Below are 21,254 nucleotides of genomic sequence, written 5' to 3' on the forward strand. Positions count from 1 at the left end.
ATGGGATTCGAACCCACGACTTCCACGTTGCGAACGTGACACTCTCCCAACTGAGTTACAGACCCTCGCCTCAATGAACGCATTCTACACTATTTCGAGGCAAATTGCAAACGAGAACACAGGAAAGCGTGTACGCCCTTATGGTTAATGGGAGGCGGAATCCGAGGATGGCGGTTCAGCTACTTCTACATCATCGACCATCACTAATGAGCCGTCGTTGTCTTCCGAAGCCTGCTCTCCACTACGATAATGTTCGTTCATAGACATCGTAAAAAGCTCTGCTGTGCTAGGCGGTGTATACGTAATCGCGTTCGCCCCGGCATCAATGGTTTCGCGAATAAAGTCTTCGCGGTTTCCTCCGGAGGCAATGATAGGCACTTCCGGAAACTCCACCCGAATGGCACGCACTATCTCTGCCGTATGACGCGCTCCGGCGACATTGAGCATACGAGCGCCGGCGTTCAAGCGCGAACGAACATCCTCTTTTAAGGACGTAATCGTGACTACTACGGGAATATCAATAGCTTCCACAATCGCATGAAGATTGGTATTGGAAAACGAGGCGTTCACCACGACCGCCATCGCACCCTGACTCTCCACATCCTTCGCCAGGTCTACGGAGCGCTGTCCATTGGTTATACTACCGCCCACCCCGGCGAAAACCGGAATATAAGAATTCTTAATGATAGCATCCGTAATGGATTGCTGCGGTGTAAATGGATACACCGCAAAAACCGCATCCGCATCACAATTGCGAATAATGGCTAAATCCGTAGAAAAGACAAAGGTTTTAATGCGGCGTCCAAAAACAAGGATACCGCTGGACTTTCGCATAACCGGCGGAAGTTCTAAAATGTTATGACGCAATGTGCCTTTAATTTGCGGCACAACCTTGCCTTCGCGCGTTTTAAGATTTTCCATCGCTGTCTCCCTTTATGTTTCCAAAAGTATGACGCTTACAACGCCGATCGATAAATGGCTTCCACGTCTTCCGCCGTCATCGGCTGGAATCCATTAATGACACCACCGGAACGCGCTACACTGTTCTTTGCCATCTCCGCAAGATACGTTTCATCAATGCCTACTTCGCGAAGCGTCATAGGAATATCCAGCGAACGGAAAAACGCGGAAAGGGCGGCAATTCCCGCTTCAGCCTGCTTAGCTTCCATTTCTTCCTCGATGCCAAACACTTCTTTAGCGAAACGAGCAATACGGCCAACCGTCTGGCTGTTGCTAAAGTGACGCAGCCAGTGCGGCGTAAGAATCGCCAAACCGACGCCATGGGTAATATCATAATATGCGGAAAGTTCATGTTCCATGGCATGAACGCTCCAAGCCTGTGCCTTTCCTGTGCCAATCAAGCCATTAATCGCCCAAGAATTCGCCCAAAGCAAGTTGGCACGTGCCTCTTCATTAGTCGGGTCTGCCTTCGCAATAGGACCGTACTTAATGCAGGTGCGTAAAATGGCTTCCGCTATGCCGTCCTGTAAATACGCATCCTCTTCAACGGAAAAATAACTTTCCATCGTGTGACTCATGATGTCCGCCGTTCCGGCAGCCGTATGCCAGCCATTGACCGTATAGGTGAACGCCGGATTAAGGTAGGATACGCGGGGAAGCACCAAAGAACTCGACCAGCCCAGCTTCTGCTTCGTATCGGGATTGGAAATTACCGAATGAGGATCCATCTCGGAACCGGTTGCCGCAACGGTAATCACGGTAGCAAGTGGCAGTGCATCCGAAATAGGACTATTCCCCAATACAAGGTCCCATGGATCTGCTTCCGACTTTGCCCCAGCAGCAATGAGTTTGGCGCAATCAAGAACCGAGCCACCGCCAATAGGAACTATGACCTCGACGTTTTCCTGATGCACGAGCGAAATGCCACGCTTCGCTTCATCAATACGTGGATTGGGCGATATGCCGGCGCACTCCACCGTACGGATGCCCTGTTCATGGAGAGCGTCAACAATAGCATCATAAATGCCCAAACGCTTGACACTTCCCCCACCCAAGACGATCAGGGCGCATTTTCCAAGTGCCGCGACACGTGAAGCAAAGGCTTTTTCCAAGTCATGTCCAAATAGAATCTCCGTCGGTACATGAAAAATAAAGTTTTCCATCGTTCGTCCTTTCTATTACCCATTGTGTTCTTTCGTATCCGTTCATCAAAATAGATGCCATACAGACAGGTGGATTATACCCACTAAGCTATGCCCTCTCACGGGTCGTGAGGTTGCGCAGCCACGTTCTTCGTTGATAAAAGGGATAAATGAAAAACAGCTTAATGATCTCTTCGGCACTGACGATAAAAAAGGTCAACTCAAAAGACCAGTGGAACACGGCAACACCAAGGAAAGCCATTGGCACGGCGAAAAGCCAGATGGATATCAGTTCAAAATAAAATGTCCACTTGGTTTCTCCGCCTGCGCGAAGAATACCAATAAAAATCATACTATTCCAAAAACGAAAGGGAGCGGCTACGCCACGAATAAGCAACAGGTTGTGAGATCGCAGCGCTACCTCGGCATCCACTCCGCTAAACAGCTTCATCAGGACATCCGGAAAAAAGAAGAGAATAGCAGCGGAAATCACGCCTACCACCGTAACAAATTGCATAAAATAGGATGCCATTGTTTCTGCACGTTTCAATTGTCCTGCGCCCAATCGCTGTCCCAGCAAAACAGAAGCGGATGAACACAAGGCGTCCACCACAATAAAAAAGATATTGTTGATGGAATTGGTCAACTGTACAGCGGCAATCACTTCTTTACCCGCTAAAGCAAACGCCACCGCCTGTACCAACTGTCCGAAAGACCAGGAGGTTTCCGCCAGAATAATAGGCGTGGCAACCGGCAGCGCACGACGAATCTCTTCCCCATGCCAACGAAAGAGTTCCCGTGGGCGAATATCCATCATGCCGGGATGCTGCCGCCAGACAATCACGACGAGCGCAATAAGTTCCACAACACGCGAAATCAGAGTACCCAGTGCCGCACCGACAACACCCAATGCAGGCATCCCCAGTTTCCCAAAAATCAAAATGTAGTTGAAAAAGACATTGGTTAAAAACGACAAAATGGATACTACAAGCGGTTCCCGCGCACGATTCACACTGCGAAGAACCGTAATCAGCGCAAGGGAAAGAGCGAAAAAAGGAAAGGTAAAACCAATCGGTCGAAGATATGCCTCTCCCAAAGATTGCACATGCACATCCTGCACCATAAGCGACAGAATCTTATGCGGCAGGAAAAAAGCAGCAATAAAGAAGACCGCGCTCAAAAGAAAGGCGATCTGCATCGTGATACTCGTGTACAGGCGCACCTCGCGCTCATCGCGATTTCCGAAATGCTGTGCAATAAACACTGCGCCTGCACCACTGATTCCGAAACAGATGACCTGAAAGAAAAAGACAAATTGATTTACCAGCCCCACAGCAGCGATTTCCGCACTGCCAAGGGAAGAAATCATCACGGTATCCGTAATATTGATGGATGTGGTAATAAGCAGCTGAAGGGCAATCGGCAACGCCACGGCGAAGACTTCCTTCAGAAAGTGTTTGTCCTGAAAAAAACGTGTTTTGGTCGTGGTAGAAAGACGTTCCGCTGTCATGAAAAACTCCTAAGGCTCTGTACGCTGCGGTTGAAATTTGGGATAGTATCGGCGTGTCGATAGACGACGTCGCCAGAAAAGCAGAAAACGGGAAAGCGAACGGTCTTTTTCGTACCAGGTGGGGAAAAAGTAGCCTTTAGAAAGCAACTTTTCCACCAGCGCACGATCTTCTTCGGCACAATAGGTTCGAAGCACATGCGGATCAACATAAAGCCATAAGGCGGAATCCGCATGATAATGTGTCGGTTTATCCATGTGCAAAAGCAAGTCGTCCACAAGAAAAGTCGTGAAATTGCAGCCTCCGGCGGTCATATAGGACGAAGAACGTCCCTGACGAATATTGATTTCAAACACTTTGTATTTTCCATCACGCACATCGTATTTCAAATCGAAATTCGCAAATCCGCGATATCCGATATCCTGTAAAAAACGCTCATATTGCGCATAGATGGCATTATTTCCCATCGTTACGAGCGCATTATAATTGCCGATTTCTCTTGGAAGGCAAGCGTCCAACAGGCATTTCCCAAGGCACATCATTTTCACTTCTCCGTGGGTATTTACATACGCATTGAGTACGTACATCCGCGAAAAATCACCCGGAATAAAATCCTGTAAAATGAGCTCTCCATGATACGTGCTGGAATAAATCTCTTGCACCACGCGACGAAGCTCCTCTTCGTCCGCAATCCGATATGCCTTTTTCTTTCCCGGAAAATCCGCATGAAGATAAGCAATCGAGTCATTGGGTTTTAACGCCATAGGAAAGCCGAACGGTGTCGTGAACGAGTCTCGCTCTTCATACGTAAGAACAAAGGTTTTTGGATAATCCAGTCCGTATTCTTCACATACCGCATAAAAATCTTTTTTGTTTTCTAAGCGCTCCTGCATGGCTCGATTAATATAATTAAAGCGATAACGTGCAGAAAGCGCGTCGCGGTGACGGGTAATAAGCGCACTGTATCCATCTCCACAAGAAATAAGCAGCAGTGGACAAGAATAACGTTGTCCAACTTCTTCCAGAACCGTTAAAAACACCTCATCCTGTTCAAAATCTGGACGAGTTTCTACCTCTAAAATTTGCGAATGCTGCGTGTGCATCAGCGGACGAATACCGAGACAGAGTGATTTGACACCATAAGCCTCATAAAAGGATCGCGCCGTTCCATAGGCATTAATATCTGTTCCTAAAATAATCGGCTTAAAATTGACCATTTCCCCTACACTTTCTGATCGCTTCGTTCCCCAATACCTTGAGCGCATCAATCACCGGACGATTGCCCACAGGAATCGTAGATAATTCGGTGCAGGCCAAAACTACCCGCCCCTTAGCGCTATAGCGATCAATCATCTGTAACAACTGCGGAAAATCACGGCGATTCTCCTGCTTTACCGCATAAATAATCGCCATGAGCTGCTCGGCGTCTTTCTCGTCAATGGGAACGCAGGACAAACCATATTTCTCGGCATAACGCTCATAGACACCGCTCTTCAGGGTGCCGGATGTTGCTAAAACAGCTATCGTCTTATCTCCCTGCTGCGCACAAACTTTTATCGACTCCTCCACCATGTTAATAATCGGTGTGTCCGTAAACGTGCAAAGCGTGTCATAAAAATAGTGTGACGTGTTGCACGGAATGGCAATAGCTTTGAGCTGCAACGGACGTAACAGTTCAAAATCCGCCTTCATCTGCTGCAAAAGCATCTCCGTCTGCCCGGAAAGAATCGAAGCGCTGCGATCCGGCATCGATGCATGGCTTAAGATAATCGTATTGATGTGCTCCTGATCGCTATGGGCGCTGGTATGATCGATGAGATATTGATAAAACACATTTGTGGCAAGCGGTCCCATACCGCCGATTATGCCAAGTTCATAAGTCATCCGCTTTTCCTATTCCTGATTTTTTCGCTCATCAAGCACTGTGATCTTTTCCGTTTTTTCCGGTAAAACAAAGTAGAAAACGAGTGCTAACACAATGCTGGGAACAACCCAATAATAGTTCTGCCACGCCTCCGGTATCAAACCGAATTCGCCGCTCAGTATAGGCGTTCCCCGTACCAAACCAATTAAAAAGTCCAAGGCGGGAAGCGTCGCGCCAAGAACAGCGCCGATATGAATGGATCGTCTGTTAAGCGGTCCCTGCACGAGGTTGAGTACAATGAGCGCAATCGAAATCGGATATACCGCAACCAAGATGGGCGCAGAAATCGCGACAATTTGATCAACTCCCTGTACCGCAAGAATGGCACTAACGGTAACGCACAGAATCGACCAAATGCGCGCCTTAATTTTCCCCTTGGTCAATCGCTCCATAAAATCGGAAAAGGTGGAGGTTAACCCTATAGCGGTCGTCAGACAAGCCAAATACATGGCAATCGTCATCAGCATTTTCCCGGTATTGCCCGAAAGTTTATCCACGCTGAAAAGTAGCAAATCGACGCGCCCCAAATCTTCCACACCAAGCGAGGACGTTGTCGCACCGATATACATGAGTCCCCCATAAACAAGCACCAAGCCCAGAGCCGCGAAAATAGATGCAAAAGCGGTACAACGCACGACCTGGTTAGGATCTTTCATGCCTCGGCGTTGAAAATCTTTGATAATCACAATGGAAAACGCCAACGCCGCTAAGGCATCCATGGTTTGATAGCCTTCCAAAAAGCTCTGCGAAAAAACTTCGGTAGCACCGGTATTCGTCATCGGTCCAAGAGGGAAAAGGAAAGACTTTCCAATCAAAAGAACCAAGATAGCAACTAACACCGGAGTAAGAACCAACCCCAATCCCGAAACGACACGACTAGGCTTAATGACAAAAAAGAGCGTGACCGCAAAGAAAAATACCGAAGTCACCAACGGAGAAAGACCGGGCAAAAATGCACCGGCGAGCATCTCGTGGCTCGTCGCTGCCGTACGCGGAATCGCTAATCCGGGACCGATGCAAATTAAAATCAATCCGCCGAACGCCATCGAAAGCGGTCCGCCCAAATGGCGCGCTACGGATTCAATGGTACCGCCCGCTCGTATGGTGGCTATAGCGCTTAACAATACCAAGCCCACTGCCGAAATGGAAAAGCCGAAAAAAGCAGGTAAAAGTTGATCCCCCATATTTCGACCGAGACTGGGAGGAAAAATCAGATTCCCTGCGCCAAAAAACATAGAGAACAAGGCAAATGAAGCGATGGCAACCCATCTTCGCTTCATGGATGAATGTTCGTTCAACAGAATCACGCTCCTTACTTTTGCAACCGGCACGAGAAAAAACGTTCAGCCATGTTTTCCCGCGCATCGTTAAACCTTTATACGCTGTTAACGCCTCGTATACGTCAAATACGGTCTAAAAAAGAAGCGATAACATCCAGGTAAAAATCCCGACAACGATAATCAGAATGAAAATACCAATAAGACTCAGGCTGAGTCCGACAATGGACGGCCACTTCGGTTTCTTGCGTAAACCAAGAATGCAAAAAACCACCCCCGCAATCCAAAGAAGAAAGCTCAATAAGCCGGAGCGTTGAAACAAAATGGAAGCCACGGCTGCACCACAGCCGATCAGTCCCTCCGGATTGGCGGCGTACAGTTGTTGCCAATATACAAGAGAAAAAATATTCTCCTCTCTATTGGCATTCTCATTACTGTTATAGCGCAGCTCTTCCTGCTGAGAATCCCGTTCGTCGTTCATCCTATTCTCCTTTCTTCACCTGCGATGCGTCTGAGGACGTAACCGCCATTCTCTTCTCTTTATATGATGACAGAAGGCACCTCCGTCGCATCAGCCACTGCGAATGTTTCTTTTCATTCTATGTTGAAAAGTACAATCTGTCCATATAAAATGCTTATTTTTACGCATTCCCGCGTCTTTGTCATTGCCGAAAACGCACTTGAAAAAGGCAAAAAAAAGTTTTCTTTCGGAAAGTCCCCCTCTTGCTGACAAATATGGTATACTTGGGTACGGAAACTGAAGGATGCGTAGAAATCAGTCAGTTTTTATTTTTGCGAAAGAGAAATCGTTTCCCCATGATTCTCTTTCTACTATTAAAAGGAGGATGTTCTATGAAATCAGTAAAATTACTTGGTCTCCTGCTCGCCGGCGCTCTTGCGCTGACCGCTTGTGGCGGTGGCTCAAAGCCGGCAGAATCGCAGGCACCTGCGGACAGCGATGCTTCCACAATGGAATCGACTGCTCCCGCCGGTGAAATGAAAAACAACGAAAAACCGTTGGTCTGGTACAACCGTCAGCCGTCGAACAGCTCGACCGGTGAACTCGACAAAGAAGCACTGAACTTCAACGACAAAACGTACTATGTCGGTTTCGATGCCAATCAGGGTGCCGAACTGCAAGGTCAGATGATCGTTGACTACATTCAGAAAAACGCAGACAAACTGGATCGCAACGGCGATGGCACGATCGGCTACGTTTTGGCTATCGGCGATGTCGGTCACAACGATTCTATCGCCCGTACGCGCGGTGTCCGTAAAGCACTCGGTACGGCTGTCGAAAAAGACGGTGCTATTGATTCGTCTCCGGCAGGAACCAATGTCGATGGAAACGCAACCGTTGTTAAAGATGGCGAACTCGAAGTCAACGGCAAGAAATATGTCGTTCGCGAATTAGCTTCGCAGGAAATGAAAAACTCCGCCGGTGCGACATGGGATGCCGCAACCGCCGGTAATGGTATTGCCACTTGGTCGGCTTCCTTCGGCGACCAGATCGACGTGGTTGCTTCCAACAACGACGGTATGGGCATGGCGATGTTCAACGGCTGGTCAAAAGAAAACAAAGTCCCGACGTTCGGCTATGATGCCAACAGCGATGCTGTTGCGGCGATTGCCGACGGTTATGCCGGAACCATCAGCCAGCACGCAGACGTTCAGGCGTACCTGACGCTTCGTGTTCTGCGCAACCTTTTGGACGGCGTAGATGTCAATACCGGTATCAGCACGCCGGATGAAGCGGGCAACGTCTTGACCGACAAAGACTTCAAATACGTCGAAGAAGAACGTTCCTACTATGCGTTGAACCTTGCTGTCACCGCAGAAAACTACAACGACTTCATGGATGCTACGAAACCGTATGATCCGGTTGCTAAACAGCTTGACGCGGCGAAGAGCCCTGAAAAGAGCGTATGGCTGAACATCTACAACTCGGCGGATAACTTCCTGAGCGCCACCTATCAGCCGTTGCTGCAGAAATACGACAAACTGTTGAACCTCAAAGTCGAATACATCGGCGGCGATGGACAGACCGAATCCAACATCACGAACCGTCTCGGCAACCCGAGCCAGTATGATGCTTTCGCGATCAACATGGTGAAGACGGACAACGCTTCTTCTTACACCACGCTTCTGAATCAATAATCGTTTGCGATTCCGATGATAAGGAGGCTATCAGGAACTGTCCTGATAGCCTCTTTTCGGAATGAATTTAGAAAGAGAATGCTTATGACAGAAAAGAAAGACGATTTCGTTCTATCGATTCGGGGCATGTCAAAATCTTTCGGTCGTAACCGCGTTTTGGATCACATTGATCTGAATGTGAAGCGTGGATCGGTCATGGGCCTTATGGGAGAAAACGGCGCAGGCAAATCCACCATGATGAAGTGCCTCTTTGGTACCTACCAAAAGGATGAAGGGGAAATCTTTTTGGATGGTCAAGGCATTGACTTCAGCGGTCCAAAAGAAGCGCTGGAAAACGGCATTGCCATGGTGCATCAGGAACTCAATCAAGCGCTGGAGAGAAGCGTCGTGGACAATCTCTTCTTAGGACGTTATCCCTTAACGCCCCTCGGCTTCGTCGATGAAGCGCTCATGCGCAAAGAAGCCGCCGATCTTTTCCGAAACCTGGGCATCTCCGTTCCTCTGGATGTGCCAATGCGCCAGTTGTCCGTTTCCAAGCGTCAGATGTGCGAGATTGCCAAGGCAATCTCCTATAACTCCAAACTCATTGTTTTGGACGAGCCTACCTCTTCCCTGACCGAACCGGAAGTACGCAAGCTATTCGCGATGATGCGCAAACTGCGTGATCAGGGCATTTCCCTCATCTATATCTCACATAAGATGGATGAGATTTTTGAAATCTGCGACCAAGTCTCCGTACTCCGTGATGGCAAACTCATTGCCACAAAAAACACGGCGGAAACAAACATGAACGAACTCATCTCCGCCATGGTCGGTCGCTCACTGGATAACCGCTTTCCACCGGTTGATAACGAACCGGGAGAACCCATTCTTTCCGTTCAGCACCTATCCACCAAGTATCGTCCCTACCTGACGGATATTTCGTTCGAGGTAAAAAAAGGAGAAATCTTCGGACTTTACGGATTGGTCGGTGCCGGTCGATCGGAACTGTTGGAAACCATTTTCGGTGTGCGCACACGTGCGGCAGGATCGGTATACTATCGCGGCAAGCGTATGAATTTTGATAGTACAAAAGAAGCGATGGATCACGGGTTTGCAATGATCACAGAGGAACGCAAGCTCAACGGCATTTTTTCCAAAGGCGATTTGATTTTTAATACCACCATCGCGAATATGAAGCACTATAAATCCGGCTTTGCCCTATCCAAGCAGAAAATGCTCAAAGCGACCATGCGCGAGCTGGAAATCATGCGTACAAAAGCCATGGGACCGGATGACATGATTACCAGCCTCTCCGGCGGAAATCAGCAAAAAGTGATTTTTGGCAAATGGTTGGAACGTCAGCCACATGTCTTTTTAATGGATGAGCCGACACGCGGTATCGATGTCGGCGCGAAGTATGAAATATACGAACTCATTATCCGCATGGCGAAACAAGGAAAGACCATCATCGTCGTTTCTTCCGAGATGCCTGAAATCCTTGGCATCACAAACCGAATCGGCGTCATGTCGAATGGACGTCTCTCCGGCATTCTCGAAACAAAGGATGCCAACCAGGAAGAGCTCCTCCGTCTGAGTACGAAATATCTGTAAAGGAAAAGAGGACTTATGAGCCAAAATAATCTCATTTCGCCGAATAACGGCATCCTGACTCCGGAGAAAGAAGAGTTGCTGCTTGCTCCGATTCAAGAGCACATGAATGCACTGCAACAAAAAATTGATGCACTTCGTCAAGATGGTACTACGAAAATCTCCGAGATTAACAACACCATTAAGATCATTCACGGCGATAAAAACTTCTCCAAGCATGAGCAGGAGCAACAAATCGCTCGCCTCAAAGGGGAACTGGAAAAAGCGAAAGCGGTAGAGTCCGCCAATAAAGCGCAAGTGGATAAATTAGTGGCAGAGGGGGAAGCCTACCTCAATGCGCACTTTGATAAAGAGTATTACACCCCCATCAAAAACAGTGCGGTGTTGGAACGGAAACAGGCAAAAGAGCAGTATGAACGCCAGCTTGCCGAATATAAACAGAACTATGAGGCACAGCTTGCCGAAATCAACAAACTGAGCGGTGCGGAGAAGGCGCGAGAGCTCAAGGACGCCAAGTACGTCTACAACAATAAAACATTTGATGCCAAGGTGCGTTATGATATTGCGCTTCAGGACATCAAAGATCGCCGTCATGAAGCATTTTTGCAGAAATACCAAATGATTGACCGCCTGCGTATCTCACGCTTCTCGGTCGGACAGAATTATGCCCAAAAATGGGAGAATTTCCTATACCGTTTCAATATGAAACAATTCTTGTTGAAAAACGGTCTTTATCTGGTTATTATTCTCATCTTTATTGCACTGAGCATTATTACGCCGAAAGTGAAGAAAACGGATCTGTTCACTTTTACGAACATCGTAAATATTCTGCAGCAGGCTTCCCCACGTATCTTCCTTGGACTTGGCGTTGCCGGATTGATTCTTTTGACCGGTACCGACCTCTCCATCGGACGTATGGTCGGTATGGGCATGGTTATTTCCACCGTCATCATGCACAAAGGCCCCAATACTGGGCAGCTTTTCGGAATTGCTTTTGACCTAACCAGCATTCCCATTCCGGCACGCATCATTTTAGCGCTGCTCACCTGCATCGTATTCTGTACCATCTTCACCTCGATTGCAGGGTTCTTTACTGCCCGCTTTAAGATTCATCCGTTCATCACCACGATGTCCAACATGCTGATTATCTTCGGATTAATCACCTATTCGACGAAAGGCGTTTCGTTCGGCGCCATCGAATCAGAAATCCCGAACATGATTATTCCTAAAATCAATGGCTTCCCGACAATTATTCTTTGGGCAGTCGCCGCCATCATTATCGTATGGTTCATCTGGAATAAAACCACCTTCGGTAAGGATCTATATGCTGTTGGCGGAAACCCTGAAGCGGCATCCGTATCCGGTATCTCCGTCTTCTGGGTCACCATGTGCGCCTTCATGATGGCAGGTATTCTTTACGGCTTCGGCTCGTGGTTGGAATGTATGCGCATGGTCGGATCCGGTTCCGCCGCCTATGGACAAGGATGGGATATGGACGCTATCGCAGCCTGCGTGGTCGGTGGAGTCTCCTTTACCGGTGGTATCGGACGCATCTCCGGCGTTGTCGTCGGTGTCTTGATCTTCACCGCTCTTACCTACTCGCTAACGGTCTTGGGTATCGATACCAACCTTCAGTTCGTCTTTGAGGGCATCATTATCGTTGCCGCCGTTACGTTGGACTCGCTGAAATACGTCCAAAAGAAATAAGAGCTATCGAAACAAGAACACAAAAAAAAGTACAACGAAAAGGGGAAGCCGAAATGGCTTCCCCTTCTTCTTATCCTAAATCGTTTTACCACTTCTTTCGATAATGAATCCCCAGTCCGACCAAAATCAGAGGAATAAGAAAGAAGAAAAAATCAAAGCAATATCTAAAGATTTCCGCACTTTGCAAGGGCGGATTCCCTACTTGAAGTCGTTTAACAACTTCTACCACTACACGTAAAGGAAGCGCAGCAACAATCCCCATAAGATAAGTTAAGCCTACAGCAAAGAGTTTGTGCGAAAGATTCTTTTCGGCATATGGTTGACGCACTTCTTGAAATAACCGATAGGCATCGTCGCTATAACTCAAAAACCACTGAATCATGAGGCCGTCCTCCCTTCTAATTTACAAGGTAACAAGAATCGCGCGCTAATGAACGCGAACTTCGCCACTTCGATTCAAATAGATTAATCCGTTATCCGTATAGAAAATAAACTTATAGGTTGCCCAAATTGCATCGACATGAGATTTGCCGGTAATTCCTGAAGTAGCAATTCTGCGTTTCTCGCCAGAATATATCTCAAAATACCCGGCTTTACCTTCAATAGGATTAGCAAGATAACGAATCAAACCGAAACTCGTTGAAAGGATGGACCATGGGGTTCTCCACAAAGAGAAAAGCCTCCCGAAATCAAATCCATAAGGTTCTGGTAATTATTCGCCTGTTCCTGACTGATATAGGTTCTATTCTTAAAGACCAATGGATCGCTTTCATAGCGATACGTAAAGGGGTTATTTCTTAACACTACACCTTTGGCTTCTGCCCGCGATGAGGCTATAGTGCAAGCCCCGAAGGAAACCGAAATCGCAAGTAACAACGAAACTACACGACGACACTTCTTTTTCATATACTCCTCCTTCACCAAATACATCTGCCGTTCAGTCTTCCCTGTTCAACCAACCCATATGATCTTCTTTCAAATCTATTGTATTCCGCGCATTCAATTCTTTAAATATTTATTATTGTCTAACTAAAATTCACGTTTATTAGAAAACAGAATCAATATGAATTGCGAGGCAATACGCCAACGAAAAAAGGAAGCCGAAACGGCTTCCTTTTTTCAAGATGGAGTGAAGGATGGTCTACGAATGTGGTGGGAGCACATTCGTGTTATAACGTAGTCATTGAGAAGAATGCTTTTCCCAGGAAGAACCGGAAGAGCACCCTGTGCAGCCGCTGCAGCTGCATCCGCAGCCACAGCCGCTTTTTCCCTTTTGATGGTTGGCAATCAGCCCCTTGATAATCCGAAGAACGACTGCCAATAAGACCGCTGCGACAAGCACAGTGGAAAGATGTTCGCTAAGCCATTGCAGCATATATTGTCCTTTCTTGTTACTTATGTTGCTGTTTCCGTTAACGAACCGTTAACGTTGAAACCGATCTGTTTATCTATGGATGCGCCGACAAGGGCGCTTGTTCTTTATTCTTTTTCTCCTGCTAAAACACGATGCGATGCGACATCTTCGGGCGCACGGTATTTCTTAATGAAGAGCATATAGAGGAACATTGCCAACACGATAAGCGCTACCGCCAAACCAAGAACTGAACCGGTACCATTGAAGAAGGAACCGAACTGATAAATCATCAGCGCAACGAGATAGGCGAAGCCGCATTGGTACCCTACGGCAAAGAGCGTCCACTTCGTATTGTTCATTTCGCGTCGAATCGCTCCGATGGCGGCAAAGCATGGCGCACAAAGCAGGTTGAACACTAAGAACGAGTAGCCGGATACGGAAGTAAATACCTTTGCCATTTCTGTCCAGACGGAGCCGGAGGCTCCATAGAGAATGCCCATAGTACCGACAATATTCTCTTTTGCGACTAAGCCGGTAACGGATGCCACTGCCGCCTGCCAATTTCCCCAGCCTAACGGGCGGAAGATCCAGGCAATCGCATTGCCTAAGGTGGCGAGAATGGACATAGAGAGTTCTTCCTCCTCCAACATGCGGAAACCTTCTTCCGTAAAGCCGAAGTAGGAGGTGAACCACACTAAAATGGTGGAAAGCAGGATTACTGTGCCCGCTTTGCGAATAAAGGAATATCCTCGTTCCCACATGGAGCGTAGAACATTGCCGATGGTGGGCACGTGATACGGCGGAAGCTCCATAACGAAGGGAGCCGGTTCACCCGCAAAGCCCTGCGTCTTCTTCAGCATGACGCCCGAGACGATAACCGCAAGCATCCCCACGAAGTACGCAGAGGTGGCGACCCAGGAGTCTCCTCCGAAGATGGCACCTGCAACAAGCGCAATGAACGGAAGCTTCGCACTGCAGGGAATAAAGGTTGTGGTGATGATGGCCATGCGCCGATCACTTTCGTTTTCAATGGTACGGCTCGCCATAATGCCCGGAACGCCGCAGCCGGTGCCGATGAGCATCGGAATAAAGGATCTTCCGGAAAGCCCGAATTTGCGGAAGACACGGTCCAAAACGAAGGCGATACGTGCCATATAGCCGCAATCTTCCAAAATCGCGAGCAGGAAGAAAAGTACCAACATCTGTGGAACAAAGCCCAGAACTGCGCCGCAGCCGGCGACAATGCCGTCGAGTATCAGGCCCTTAAGCCATCCGTCGACATGAATCTTCTCTAAGAGATCGCCGATTAAAACCGGCACACCGGGTACCCAAGTTCCGTAATCCGCCGGATCGGGCGCATTGAAACCATGGGCGGTAAAATACGCCAAGGCATCTCGGAACGTCGTCGGCAAAATATTCTGCTCTTCCATCTCCTTTTCCGTAAGATTCGGAAGGGCATCATAATATACGGTTTTATCTGTTTCTTCTAATGTTTCCTCATTGACTGTCTTTATCGTTTGCGTCGCGTTTTCCTTGCCGGCTTGTAACTCGACATCGCGCAAGGCTTTCAGGGTTGCTTCCCCATCAAAATCCTCCGCCTCCGGGTCAATCTCGGCAAAAGCCTGTGCTGCCAGCAACGCATTCTGATATTGCTCGTTGTCTTCGTTGTATTGCTTTGTGCCCATCCCGAACAGATGGTAGCCGTCGCCAAAGAGTCCGTCGTTCGCCCAATCGGTTGCCGGCGTACCGACAGCAACCATGGCAACCCAGTACACAACGAACATGATAAGAGCGAAAATAGGCAATCCCAGAATACGGTTTGTCACCACACGGTCAATCCGGTCAGAAGCTGACAGTTTTCCCGTACGGTTCTTGTGATAGGTGGAGTGAATAATGGATTCGATATAATGATAGCGTTCAAAAGTCATGATGCTCTCGGCATCGTCGTCACGACGCTCCTCAAGCGCTTCGACCTTTTCGGCAATTGCCTGCAGCACATCTTCCGAAAGAAGCAGGGACTCTTGCATAGTCTTGTCCTGTTCCAGAAGCTTTGTCGCCACAAAACGCCGTTTTTCTGCCGGAACCGAATCGGCAAGCATCGCTTCAATTTCCGTTAACAGCGACTCAACATCCTCTTGAAACGGATGATGCAACGTGGGAATGGTCTTCTCTTTCGCCAGTTGAATGGCGGCTTCCGCCGCCTCCTGTATCCCACGGTTTTTTAGCGCCGAAATGGATACAATCGGGCATCCCAAGGTTTTCGAAAGTGCCGGAATATCCAGCCGATCCCCGCTCTTTTCCATAACGTCCTGCATATTGACCGCAATCACCATAGGAATACCGAGTTCCAACAGTTGGGTGGTCAAGTAGAGGTTACGCTCTAAGTTCGTGCCATCCACGATGTTCAGAATGGCATCCGGTCGTTCTTCAAATAAATAACGACGGGCGATAACTTCCTCCAACGTATACGGCGATAGAGAGTAAATTCCTGGAAGATCCGCAATCAATACGTCGTCATGATTCTTGAGCTTACCTTCTTTTTTTTCTACCGTGACGCCCGGCCAGTTGCCGACGTACTGGTTGGAACCGGTTAAGGCATTGAACAGCGTCGTTTTTCCGCTATTCGGGTTTCCGGCTAAAGCAATGCGAAGCTGCATAGTATTCCTTTCTTCTTGTCTATGTATGATTCTATGTTCTATTCTTAATAGTCTTTTCTACATCGTCCCCTGCACGTAAATGGCAGAGGCATTTTTGATTTGCGCACCGGCATAAGTCGGAACGTATACAAGATAGAGATGTTACTCTTCGCTTGCTTCCTCCACTTCAATCATCTCCGCGTCGGCTTTTCGTATGGATAATTCATAATGGCGGATGTTCACTTCAATGGGATCCCCTAACGGTGCAACTTTTCGAACATAAACGATAGCCCCTTTGGTTAAACCAACATCCATCATGCGTCGTTTTACTGCTCCTTGACCATGCAATTTTACTATTTTTACCGTTTCTCCCACGGCAACATCGCGTAAGGTCTTCATCTGCAAACTCCTTCTTCTCTCCATCGGTATAATTTCATTTCGGTTAGTTTATGCTAACAATATAAAAGACTCTCTCGCATGCTCCTGTTCTCCACAAGCATACACGTGTTAGTCTTATCTAACGCATGATTACTTTACCCTCTTTTTTTTCCTTCGTCAAGAGGAAAAAGCAAAAAAAAGAGCGCGGAATGCCGCGCCCTTTTCTTTAATTCTGTTTTACCCATCAACCGACGGAGAAGGACCTTTCGACTCCGTCTTAGATAATAAAGTATTTCAGCACAAACAGAATGGAAAGCACATACATCAACCAGGAAAGCTCCTTCGCTTTGCCGGTAAGAACGTGCAGAATGGTGTACGTAATAAAGCCAAACGCAATACCATCCGAAATGGAATAGGCAAAGCCCATCATGGTAATGCAGGCAAAGCAGGGAATCGCTTTCGTGATATCATCCCACGCAATACGGGAAACCTGCTGCATCATCAAAAAGCCCACGATAATGAGTGCCGGCGCCGTCGCAAAAGCTGGAATCGTCAAGAAAAGCGGGGTCAGGAAGAGCGCGACCAAGAAAAGCACACCGGTTACTACGCTGGTAAGGCCGGTACGTCCGCCTTCCGCAATCCCGGAAGAAGACTCAACAAACGTCGTGATGGTTGATGTCCCAAGCATAGCACCGACGGTCGTTCCGATGGCATCCGCCAGCAAAACGCCTTTGATTCCCGGCAATTTCCCGTCCTTGTCCAGCATATTTGCTTTTGAGGCGCAGCCAATCACTGTGCCCAGTGTATCAAACACATCGACAAAGAGAAACGCAAAGCAGACGACAACAAAATTGAGAAAATGTTCGGTAATGAAGGAAAAATCCAGTTGCATCAACGTCGGCGCAAGAGATTTCGGCATGGACACAACCGCTGTCGGAATCAGCGAATAATAGCCGGCATCCGGCGCCGGAACGTAGATGCCCAACACTTGCGCAATAATGCCAAGCCCCCAAGTAGCCAACATCCCCCAAAGCATATAGCCCTTCACCCCTTTAATCAACATCCATCCGGTTAACAGTACGCCAATCAAACAAAGAATAATGGCTACCCCTTGTGAAGCGTTGGTTTCTGCGCCATGCGTAAAGGAATAGAGACTAACCAGCGTTGGTCCTTCTACAATAAGACCACAATTCTGCACGCCGATAAACGAAATGAAAAAACCGATGCCCACAGCAACCGCCGTTTTTAACTGCGCCGGAATGGCATTAAAAATCGCTTCGCGTACATTCGTCAACGACATGAGAATAAAGATAACGCCCTCGGCAAATACCGCCGTCAAGGCAACTTGCCAAGAATACCCCATCGCTCCGCAAACCGAATACGCAAAATAGGCATTCAGTCCGAGCCCCGCGGAAAGCGCAAACGGCTTATTGGAAAATGCCGCCATACAAAAGCACGCAATCGCGGAAGCGACCGCCGTCGCGGTCAGAATCGCGCCCGGATCCATGCCTGCAGCACTGAGAATGGTGGGGTTCAATGCCAAGATGTACACCATAGTCATAAAGGTCGTTATACCGGCCAGCAACTCGGTGTGCAACGTGGTTCCATTCTCCTTCAACTTAAATAATCGCTCCATCATCATTTCCTCCCTCTCCTACAAGCAACATCAAACATCAACCGTTACAAAGAACGGACTAAAGGCGATTACCGCTTCACAAAATATTCCTGGTACCAAAGCAGGAACATGTAAACCGTCCAGATTTTGCGATGCTGCGCGCGCTTTCCGGACAGATTTTCTTCGATTAGCGCTTTCAGCTGTGACACATCAAAAAACTGCGCTGCTAATTCACCTGTTAGCATTTCGGTGATGATCGCACTGTATTTCGGCTCTTTGAGCCAGTTTTTCAGCGGCACAACATAGCCTTTTTTCTTTCGTGTTGCCCACTCTTCCGGCAGATAGTTAAGCGCCGCGTGGCGGAAGGCGATCTTTACCTTAGTTCCCTGAATCTTTAGTTCATCCGGTAACGTGCGAGCAAAATCCAACAGGTCTTCATCTAATAGCGGGGTGACTAACTGCACACCGTGACCGATATTCATGCGATCCGCCTTTAAGGCGATGTCATTCACCATCCAAACATGAAAATCTAAATATTGCTTCTTTTGAATATCCGAAAGATTTCGGACTTGTTCAAAATACGGCGCAAGCAACTCCTGCACGCGGGGTGCGTAACGATACGAACGATGCACAATGTGACGCGCTTCGGCTTCATGAAAAATCTTCGCCTGACCGATATACCAATCTTCCGTCGGCATTCCCTTGATCATGAAGTTTTTCCCTTTGAAGTCTTTTGTCGATTTCAGCATACGTCTGCCAATGGCGCGACGTAGAGAGGTCGGCAACAACTTGTACACGTTCATATATTTCGGCTCCGTATATTCAAAGTAGCCGCCGAAAAACTCATCCGAACCCTCGCCGGAAAACACTGCGTGCGTGTGCTCGCTGATTTGTTTAGACAAATAGAACATAGGCACAGCCGACAAATTGGCAAAGGGCTGGTCTCCCAGATAGGCAATCGTCGAAAGTTCCGAGAAGGTCTTTTCGGAGTCAACAATCTCGCTATAATGCGTGGCGCCGATAATCTTCGACAAATCACGCGCATTGTCGATCTCCGAAAACTCCTGATCGTGATACCCCACGGTGAATGTCTCTTTCGGGCGAATGCGCGAAGCAAGATAGGAGCTATCCACGCCACCGGAAAGGGATTGTCCAATCGCTTCCGGATGCGCAAAATACTTGGTTTTCTCCGCAATGGAGCGTTCCACCAAGGAATTAATCGTTTTGGAGGCTTCTTCCAGTTCCATTTCCTGTGGGGCAAATGCTACATCCCAATATTGCTGTTTTGTCAGTTGCACCCCCCCTTCCTCTTCGCCGGTCACCGTCATCACCGTCGCCGGTGCGAAGGTAAATACGCCCTGGAAAAAGGTTTCTTCCAGCGTCGGGGACTGAAAAATCAAATACGGAACTAGCGCGTCTTTGTTGAATTTTTTCTCGAAGGAAGGCAAGGCAAGAAATGCCTTGGTTTCGGAGGAAAAGACGATTCCGCCGTCCTTTGTTTGATAATAATAAACCGGCTGTACAGCAAAGCGGTCGCGAAAAACGATCAGAGCGCCCGTTTCCTTGTTGTAAATCAATACGACATAGCCGCCTTTGAGCACAGAGGCAACCTCCGTGCCTTCTATTTCATAGAGTACAGCAATCGCTTCTGCCGGCGTAAGCGAAGACGCCTCCGCCACACCGCGTTTTTCAGCGTACGCACGCACTTCATCCACATTGTTCACATAGCCGGTGAGCAATACCGTGGTCTTCTCGCGTTGACAAATCTCCTTGCGGTCGAAGGCATAGCCTAAATCCATGCCTAAATACCCCATCTCCAACGCCCCGTCTCTAAGGTGATGCCGGTAATCTCTGCCACGATACGCCATCGTATCCAACATGTTCTCTATCGTATTCTCTTGTATCGACGTACGAAACGCCGCAACAAACCCTGCCATGTTTTTCTCCTTGTATTTGCATTACCGCTGAAGAAATTCTATGCCGGTGGTAAAAGTGCGATCGGCAAGAGGAGCATCTCTTCAGGCGACAGCCGTATTTTATACGAAAAAACGGTCGTTATTCAATGCCTGACGAAAAAAGGTGGATTTTCTTCCGGCTTTTACCTCATGCTTCTGGCTTGGGTATCCGTCTTTCCGCTTCGGCACTATTCTTCCGGCTTCGGCAATAAAATAGAAAAGTCGAATTGACAATCCGTTTTCCGTTTGTTATCGTTAGCTAACAAACGGATCCTTTCATTCGTTTACGAAAAAACCTCTTGTATCTTTTCGGATGCAAGCCAAAAGAAAAGGAGAGCCTCGTGAATCTTCTGTACCCTTTCGAACAGGCGATTGTGCGACATGGAGCGGAAACCTTAGCCGGGCTCAAGCCCGCTTCCCTCCTCTGTTGGGAAGCGGATGAGGGCGAAATCGAAAAAATCCTTGCGTACGGTACCCGCGAATATCAACGTTTCGATGTTCATTTTTGCCTGTTGGGAAAATGCGGTAATACGCATCGTATATTAATCTATCGCGCCCACCTGCTAACCAAATGGATTTTGCGCCCAGATGTTAGCCATGCCTTACATAATTTAGGCTATCGTTATGCCAACGAAAATCCGCCGGTGCAGACTACCGCCAAAACGTCCGCTGCTGGCACAGCAATGAAAAAAGAGGAGTTTCTTACTTATCTTCTTTTTCAACTACGGGAACGCATATGCCTGTCTCCCACCCTTCCCGATGAAATCGGCTTGTTTTTAGGTTATCCCGTTAAGGATGTGCTGCGGTTTATGGAGGATCATGGACAAAGTGCCTATCCCTTGCGTGGGTCTTGGCGTGTGTATCATCATCCAAAAAAAGCGGAGGCGACGTTTCATGCTTTTCGCGCCTGTCGCCAATGTTGGCTTCATGCCCTGCAGGAAGGAAGCTCTTTACCACAGGTGATGAACCGACTATGTCCTGCGATGTAATCGGTTTTTCTACGAACACAGGCAGTTTATCATCAAGTCATTCGTATGCCGTCTTCTGCTTG

The 21,254-nt window shown here is 48.0% G+C and carries 20 protein-coding genes; 4 read left to right on the forward strand and 16 right to left on the reverse strand.

The features are described from left to right. Positions 1 to 144: 144 nt before the first annotated feature. From RDL68_RS03445 to RDL68_RS03475, 7 genes are all read right to left on the reverse strand, one after another. Positions 145 to 921, reverse strand: coding sequence for a hydrolase (locus tag RDL68_RS03445; protein WP_308540279.1), 777 nt, complete (start codon positions 919 to 921; stop codon positions 145 to 147). A gap of 35 nt (positions 922 to 956) precedes the next feature. Then, entirely contained in the window at positions 957 to 2,123 is a 1,167-nt protein-coding gene (locus RDL68_RS03450; protein ID WP_308540280.1) for an iron-containing alcohol dehydrogenase, read from the reverse strand. 88 nt (positions 2,124 to 2,211) lie between these two features. Beyond that, positions 2,212 to 3,612 carry an MATE family efflux transporter gene (locus RDL68_RS03455; protein WP_308540281.1) on the reverse strand — a complete coding sequence of 467 codons (1,401 nt, stop codon included), beginning with the start codon at positions 3,610 to 3,612 and terminating at the stop codon, positions 2,212 to 2,214. 9 nt (positions 3,613 to 3,621) lie between these two features. Continuing rightward, a complete protein-coding gene (locus RDL68_RS03460; RefSeq protein ID WP_308540282.1) occupies positions 3,622 to 4,827 on the reverse strand; it encodes a carboxylate--amine ligase in 1,206 nt (401 codons plus the stop codon). Beyond that, a complete protein-coding gene (locus tag RDL68_RS03465) occupies positions 4,814 to 5,494 on the reverse strand; it encodes an amino acid racemase (protein WP_308540283.1) in 681 nt (226 codons plus the stop codon). The genes RDL68_RS03460 and RDL68_RS03465 overlap by 14 nt, the downstream gene beginning before the upstream one ends. A 9-nt stretch (positions 5,495 to 5,503) precedes the next feature. Continuing rightward, positions 5,504 to 6,814 carry a branched-chain amino acid transport system II carrier protein gene (gene brnQ, locus RDL68_RS03470; protein ID WP_308540284.1) on the reverse strand — a complete coding sequence of 437 codons (1,311 nt, stop codon included), beginning with the start codon at positions 6,812 to 6,814 and terminating at the stop codon, positions 5,504 to 5,506. Between the two features lie 133 nt (positions 6,815 to 6,947). After that, entirely contained in the window at positions 6,948 to 7,292 is a 345-nt protein-coding gene (locus RDL68_RS03475) for a hypothetical protein (protein WP_308540285.1), read from the reverse strand. Positions 7,293 to 7,663: 371 nt separating this feature from the next. On the opposite strand from RDL68_RS03475, the gene RDL68_RS03480 reads away from it, so the two are divergent. The 3 genes from RDL68_RS03480 (at position 7,664) to RDL68_RS03490 (ending at position 12,265) form a co-directional block, all read left to right on the forward strand. Next, a complete protein-coding gene (locus RDL68_RS03480; protein ID WP_308540286.1) occupies positions 7,664 to 8,968 on the forward strand; it encodes a substrate-binding domain-containing protein in 1,305 nt (434 codons plus the stop codon). An 84-nt stretch (positions 8,969 to 9,052) separates the two neighbouring features. Then, positions 9,053 to 10,561: a sugar ABC transporter ATP-binding protein gene (locus RDL68_RS03485; RefSeq protein WP_308540287.1), complete on the forward strand. Its 1,509-nt coding sequence runs from the start codon at positions 9,053 to 9,055 to the stop codon at positions 10,559 to 10,561. Between the two features lie 15 nt (positions 10,562 to 10,576). Continuing rightward, a complete protein-coding gene (locus tag RDL68_RS03490; protein ID WP_308540288.1) occupies positions 10,577 to 12,265 on the forward strand; it encodes a hypothetical protein in 1,689 nt (562 codons plus the stop codon). Between the two features lie 85 nt (positions 12,266 to 12,350). On the opposite strand, the gene RDL68_RS03495 is transcribed toward RDL68_RS03490, so the two are convergent. The 9 genes from RDL68_RS03495 to RDL68_RS03535 all read right to left on the reverse strand — a co-directional run bounded on the left by RDL68_RS03495 (position 12,351) and on the right by RDL68_RS03535 (position 20,437). Further along, complete coding sequence (locus RDL68_RS03495) at positions 12,351 to 12,647, reverse strand: hypothetical protein (RefSeq protein ID WP_308540289.1); 297 nt, start codon at positions 12,645 to 12,647, stop codon at positions 12,351 to 12,353. Between the two features lie 45 nt (positions 12,648 to 12,692). Further along, positions 12,693 to 12,893, reverse strand: coding sequence for a hypothetical protein (locus RDL68_RS03500; RefSeq protein WP_308540290.1), 201 nt, complete (start codon positions 12,891 to 12,893; stop codon positions 12,693 to 12,695). Continuing rightward, positions 12,890 to 13,171, reverse strand: coding sequence for a hypothetical protein (locus RDL68_RS03505; RefSeq protein ID WP_308540291.1), 282 nt, complete (start codon positions 13,169 to 13,171; stop codon positions 12,890 to 12,892). Before RDL68_RS03505 ends, RDL68_RS03500 begins: the two co-directional genes overlap by 4 nt. Before the next feature lie 274 nt (positions 13,172 to 13,445). Next, positions 13,446 to 13,640, reverse strand: a complete 195-nt coding sequence (locus RDL68_RS03510; RefSeq protein ID WP_308540292.1) for a hypothetical protein — start codon at positions 13,638 to 13,640, stop codon at positions 13,446 to 13,448. 104 nt (positions 13,641 to 13,744) lie between these two features. Continuing rightward, a complete protein-coding gene (gene feoB / locus RDL68_RS03515) occupies positions 13,745 to 16,276 on the reverse strand; it encodes a ferrous iron transport protein B (RefSeq protein WP_308540293.1) in 2,532 nt (843 codons plus the stop codon). Positions 16,277 to 16,417: 141 nt separating this feature from the next. Beyond that, positions 16,418 to 16,654 (reverse strand): FeoA family protein, encoded by a 237-nt coding sequence (locus RDL68_RS03520; protein ID WP_308540294.1) that lies wholly within the window; start codon positions 16,652 to 16,654, stop codon positions 16,418 to 16,420. Between the two features lie 256 nt (positions 16,655 to 16,910). Next, the gene (locus tag RDL68_RS03525) at positions 16,911 to 18,275 is read right to left on the reverse strand and encodes an NCS2 family permease (RefSeq protein ID WP_374042587.1); all 1,365 of its coding nucleotides are present in this window, start codon (positions 18,273 to 18,275) and stop codon (positions 16,911 to 16,913) included. 62 nt (positions 18,276 to 18,337) lie between these two features. Further along, positions 18,338 to 20,185: an asparagine synthase (glutamine-hydrolyzing) gene (asnB, locus tag RDL68_RS03530; protein WP_308540295.1), complete on the reverse strand. Its 1,848-nt coding sequence runs from the start codon at positions 20,183 to 20,185 to the stop codon at positions 18,338 to 18,340. Between the two features lie 99 nt (positions 20,186 to 20,284). Further along, positions 20,285 to 20,437, reverse strand: coding sequence for a hypothetical protein (locus RDL68_RS03535; protein ID WP_308540296.1), 153 nt, complete (start codon positions 20,435 to 20,437; stop codon positions 20,285 to 20,287). Positions 20,438 to 20,544: 107 nt separating this feature from the next. Here RDL68_RS03535 and RDL68_RS03540 point away from each other — a divergent pair, with 107 nt between their 5' ends. Then, positions 20,545 to 21,192 (forward strand): DUF3793 family protein, encoded by a 648-nt coding sequence (locus RDL68_RS03540; protein WP_308540297.1) that lies wholly within the window; start codon positions 20,545 to 20,547, stop codon positions 21,190 to 21,192. The last annotated feature ends 62 nt before the right edge of the window (positions 21,193 to 21,254 follow it).

The organism is uncultured Murdochiella sp. (assembly GCF_902488755.1).
Classification (GTDB): domain Bacteria; phylum Bacillota; class Clostridia; order Tissierellales; family Peptoniphilaceae; genus Murdochiella.

Excerpts from the sequence above, each read along its gene's own strand:
- RDL68_RS03445 (WP_308540279.1), bottom strand. The coding sequence starts at position 921 with ATGGAAAATCTTAAAACGCGCGAAGGCAAGGTTGTGCCGCAAATTAAA.
- RDL68_RS03450 (WP_308540280.1), bottom strand. The coding sequence starts at position 2,123 with ATGGAAAACTTTATTTTTCATGTACCGACGGAGATTCTATTTGGACAT.
- RDL68_RS03455 (WP_308540281.1), bottom strand. The coding sequence starts at position 3,612 with ATGACAGCGGAACGTCTTTCTACCACGACCAAAACACGTTTTTTTCAG.
- RDL68_RS03460 (WP_308540282.1), bottom strand. The coding sequence starts at position 4,827 with ATGGTCAATTTTAAGCCGATTATTTTAGGAACAGATATTAATGCCTAT.
- RDL68_RS03465 (WP_308540283.1), bottom strand. The coding sequence starts at position 5,494 with ATGACTTATGAACTTGGCATAATCGGCGGTATGGGACCGCTTGCCACA.
- brnQ (WP_308540284.1), bottom strand. The coding sequence starts at position 6,814 with ATGAAGCGAAGATGGGTTGCCATCGCTTCATTTGCCTTGTTCTCTATG.
- RDL68_RS03475 (WP_308540285.1), bottom strand. The coding sequence starts at position 7,292 with ATGAACGACGAACGGGATTCTCAGCAGGAAGAGCTGCGCTATAACAGT.
- RDL68_RS03480 (WP_308540286.1), top strand. The coding sequence starts at position 7,664 with ATGAAATCAGTAAAATTACTTGGTCTCCTGCTCGCCGGCGCTCTTGCG.
- RDL68_RS03485 (WP_308540287.1), top strand. The coding sequence starts at position 9,053 with ATGACAGAAAAGAAAGACGATTTCGTTCTATCGATTCGGGGCATGTCA.
- RDL68_RS03490 (WP_308540288.1), top strand. The coding sequence starts at position 10,577 with ATGAGCCAAAATAATCTCATTTCGCCGAATAACGGCATCCTGACTCCG.
- RDL68_RS03495 (WP_308540289.1), bottom strand. The coding sequence starts at position 12,647 with ATGATTCAGTGGTTTTTGAGTTATAGCGACGATGCCTATCGGTTATTT.
- RDL68_RS03505 (WP_308540291.1), bottom strand. The coding sequence starts at position 13,171 with ATGAAAAAGAAGTGTCGTCGTGTAGTTTCGTTGTTACTTGCGATTTCG.
- RDL68_RS03510 (WP_308540292.1), bottom strand. The coding sequence starts at position 13,640 with ATGCTGCAATGGCTTAGCGAACATCTTTCCACTGTGCTTGTCGCAGCG.
- feoB (WP_308540293.1), bottom strand. The coding sequence starts at position 16,276 with ATGCAGCTTCGCATTGCTTTAGCCGGAAACCCGAATAGCGGAAAAACG.
- RDL68_RS03520 (WP_308540294.1), bottom strand. The coding sequence starts at position 16,654 with ATGAAGACCTTACGCGATGTTGCCGTGGGAGAAACGGTAAAAATAGTA.
- RDL68_RS03525 (WP_374042587.1), bottom strand. The coding sequence starts at position 18,275 with ATGATGATGGAGCGATTATTTAAGTTGAAGGAGAATGGAACCACGTTG.
- asnB (WP_308540295.1), bottom strand. The coding sequence starts at position 20,185 with ATGGCAGGGTTTGTTGCGGCGTTTCGTACGTCGATACAAGAGAATACG.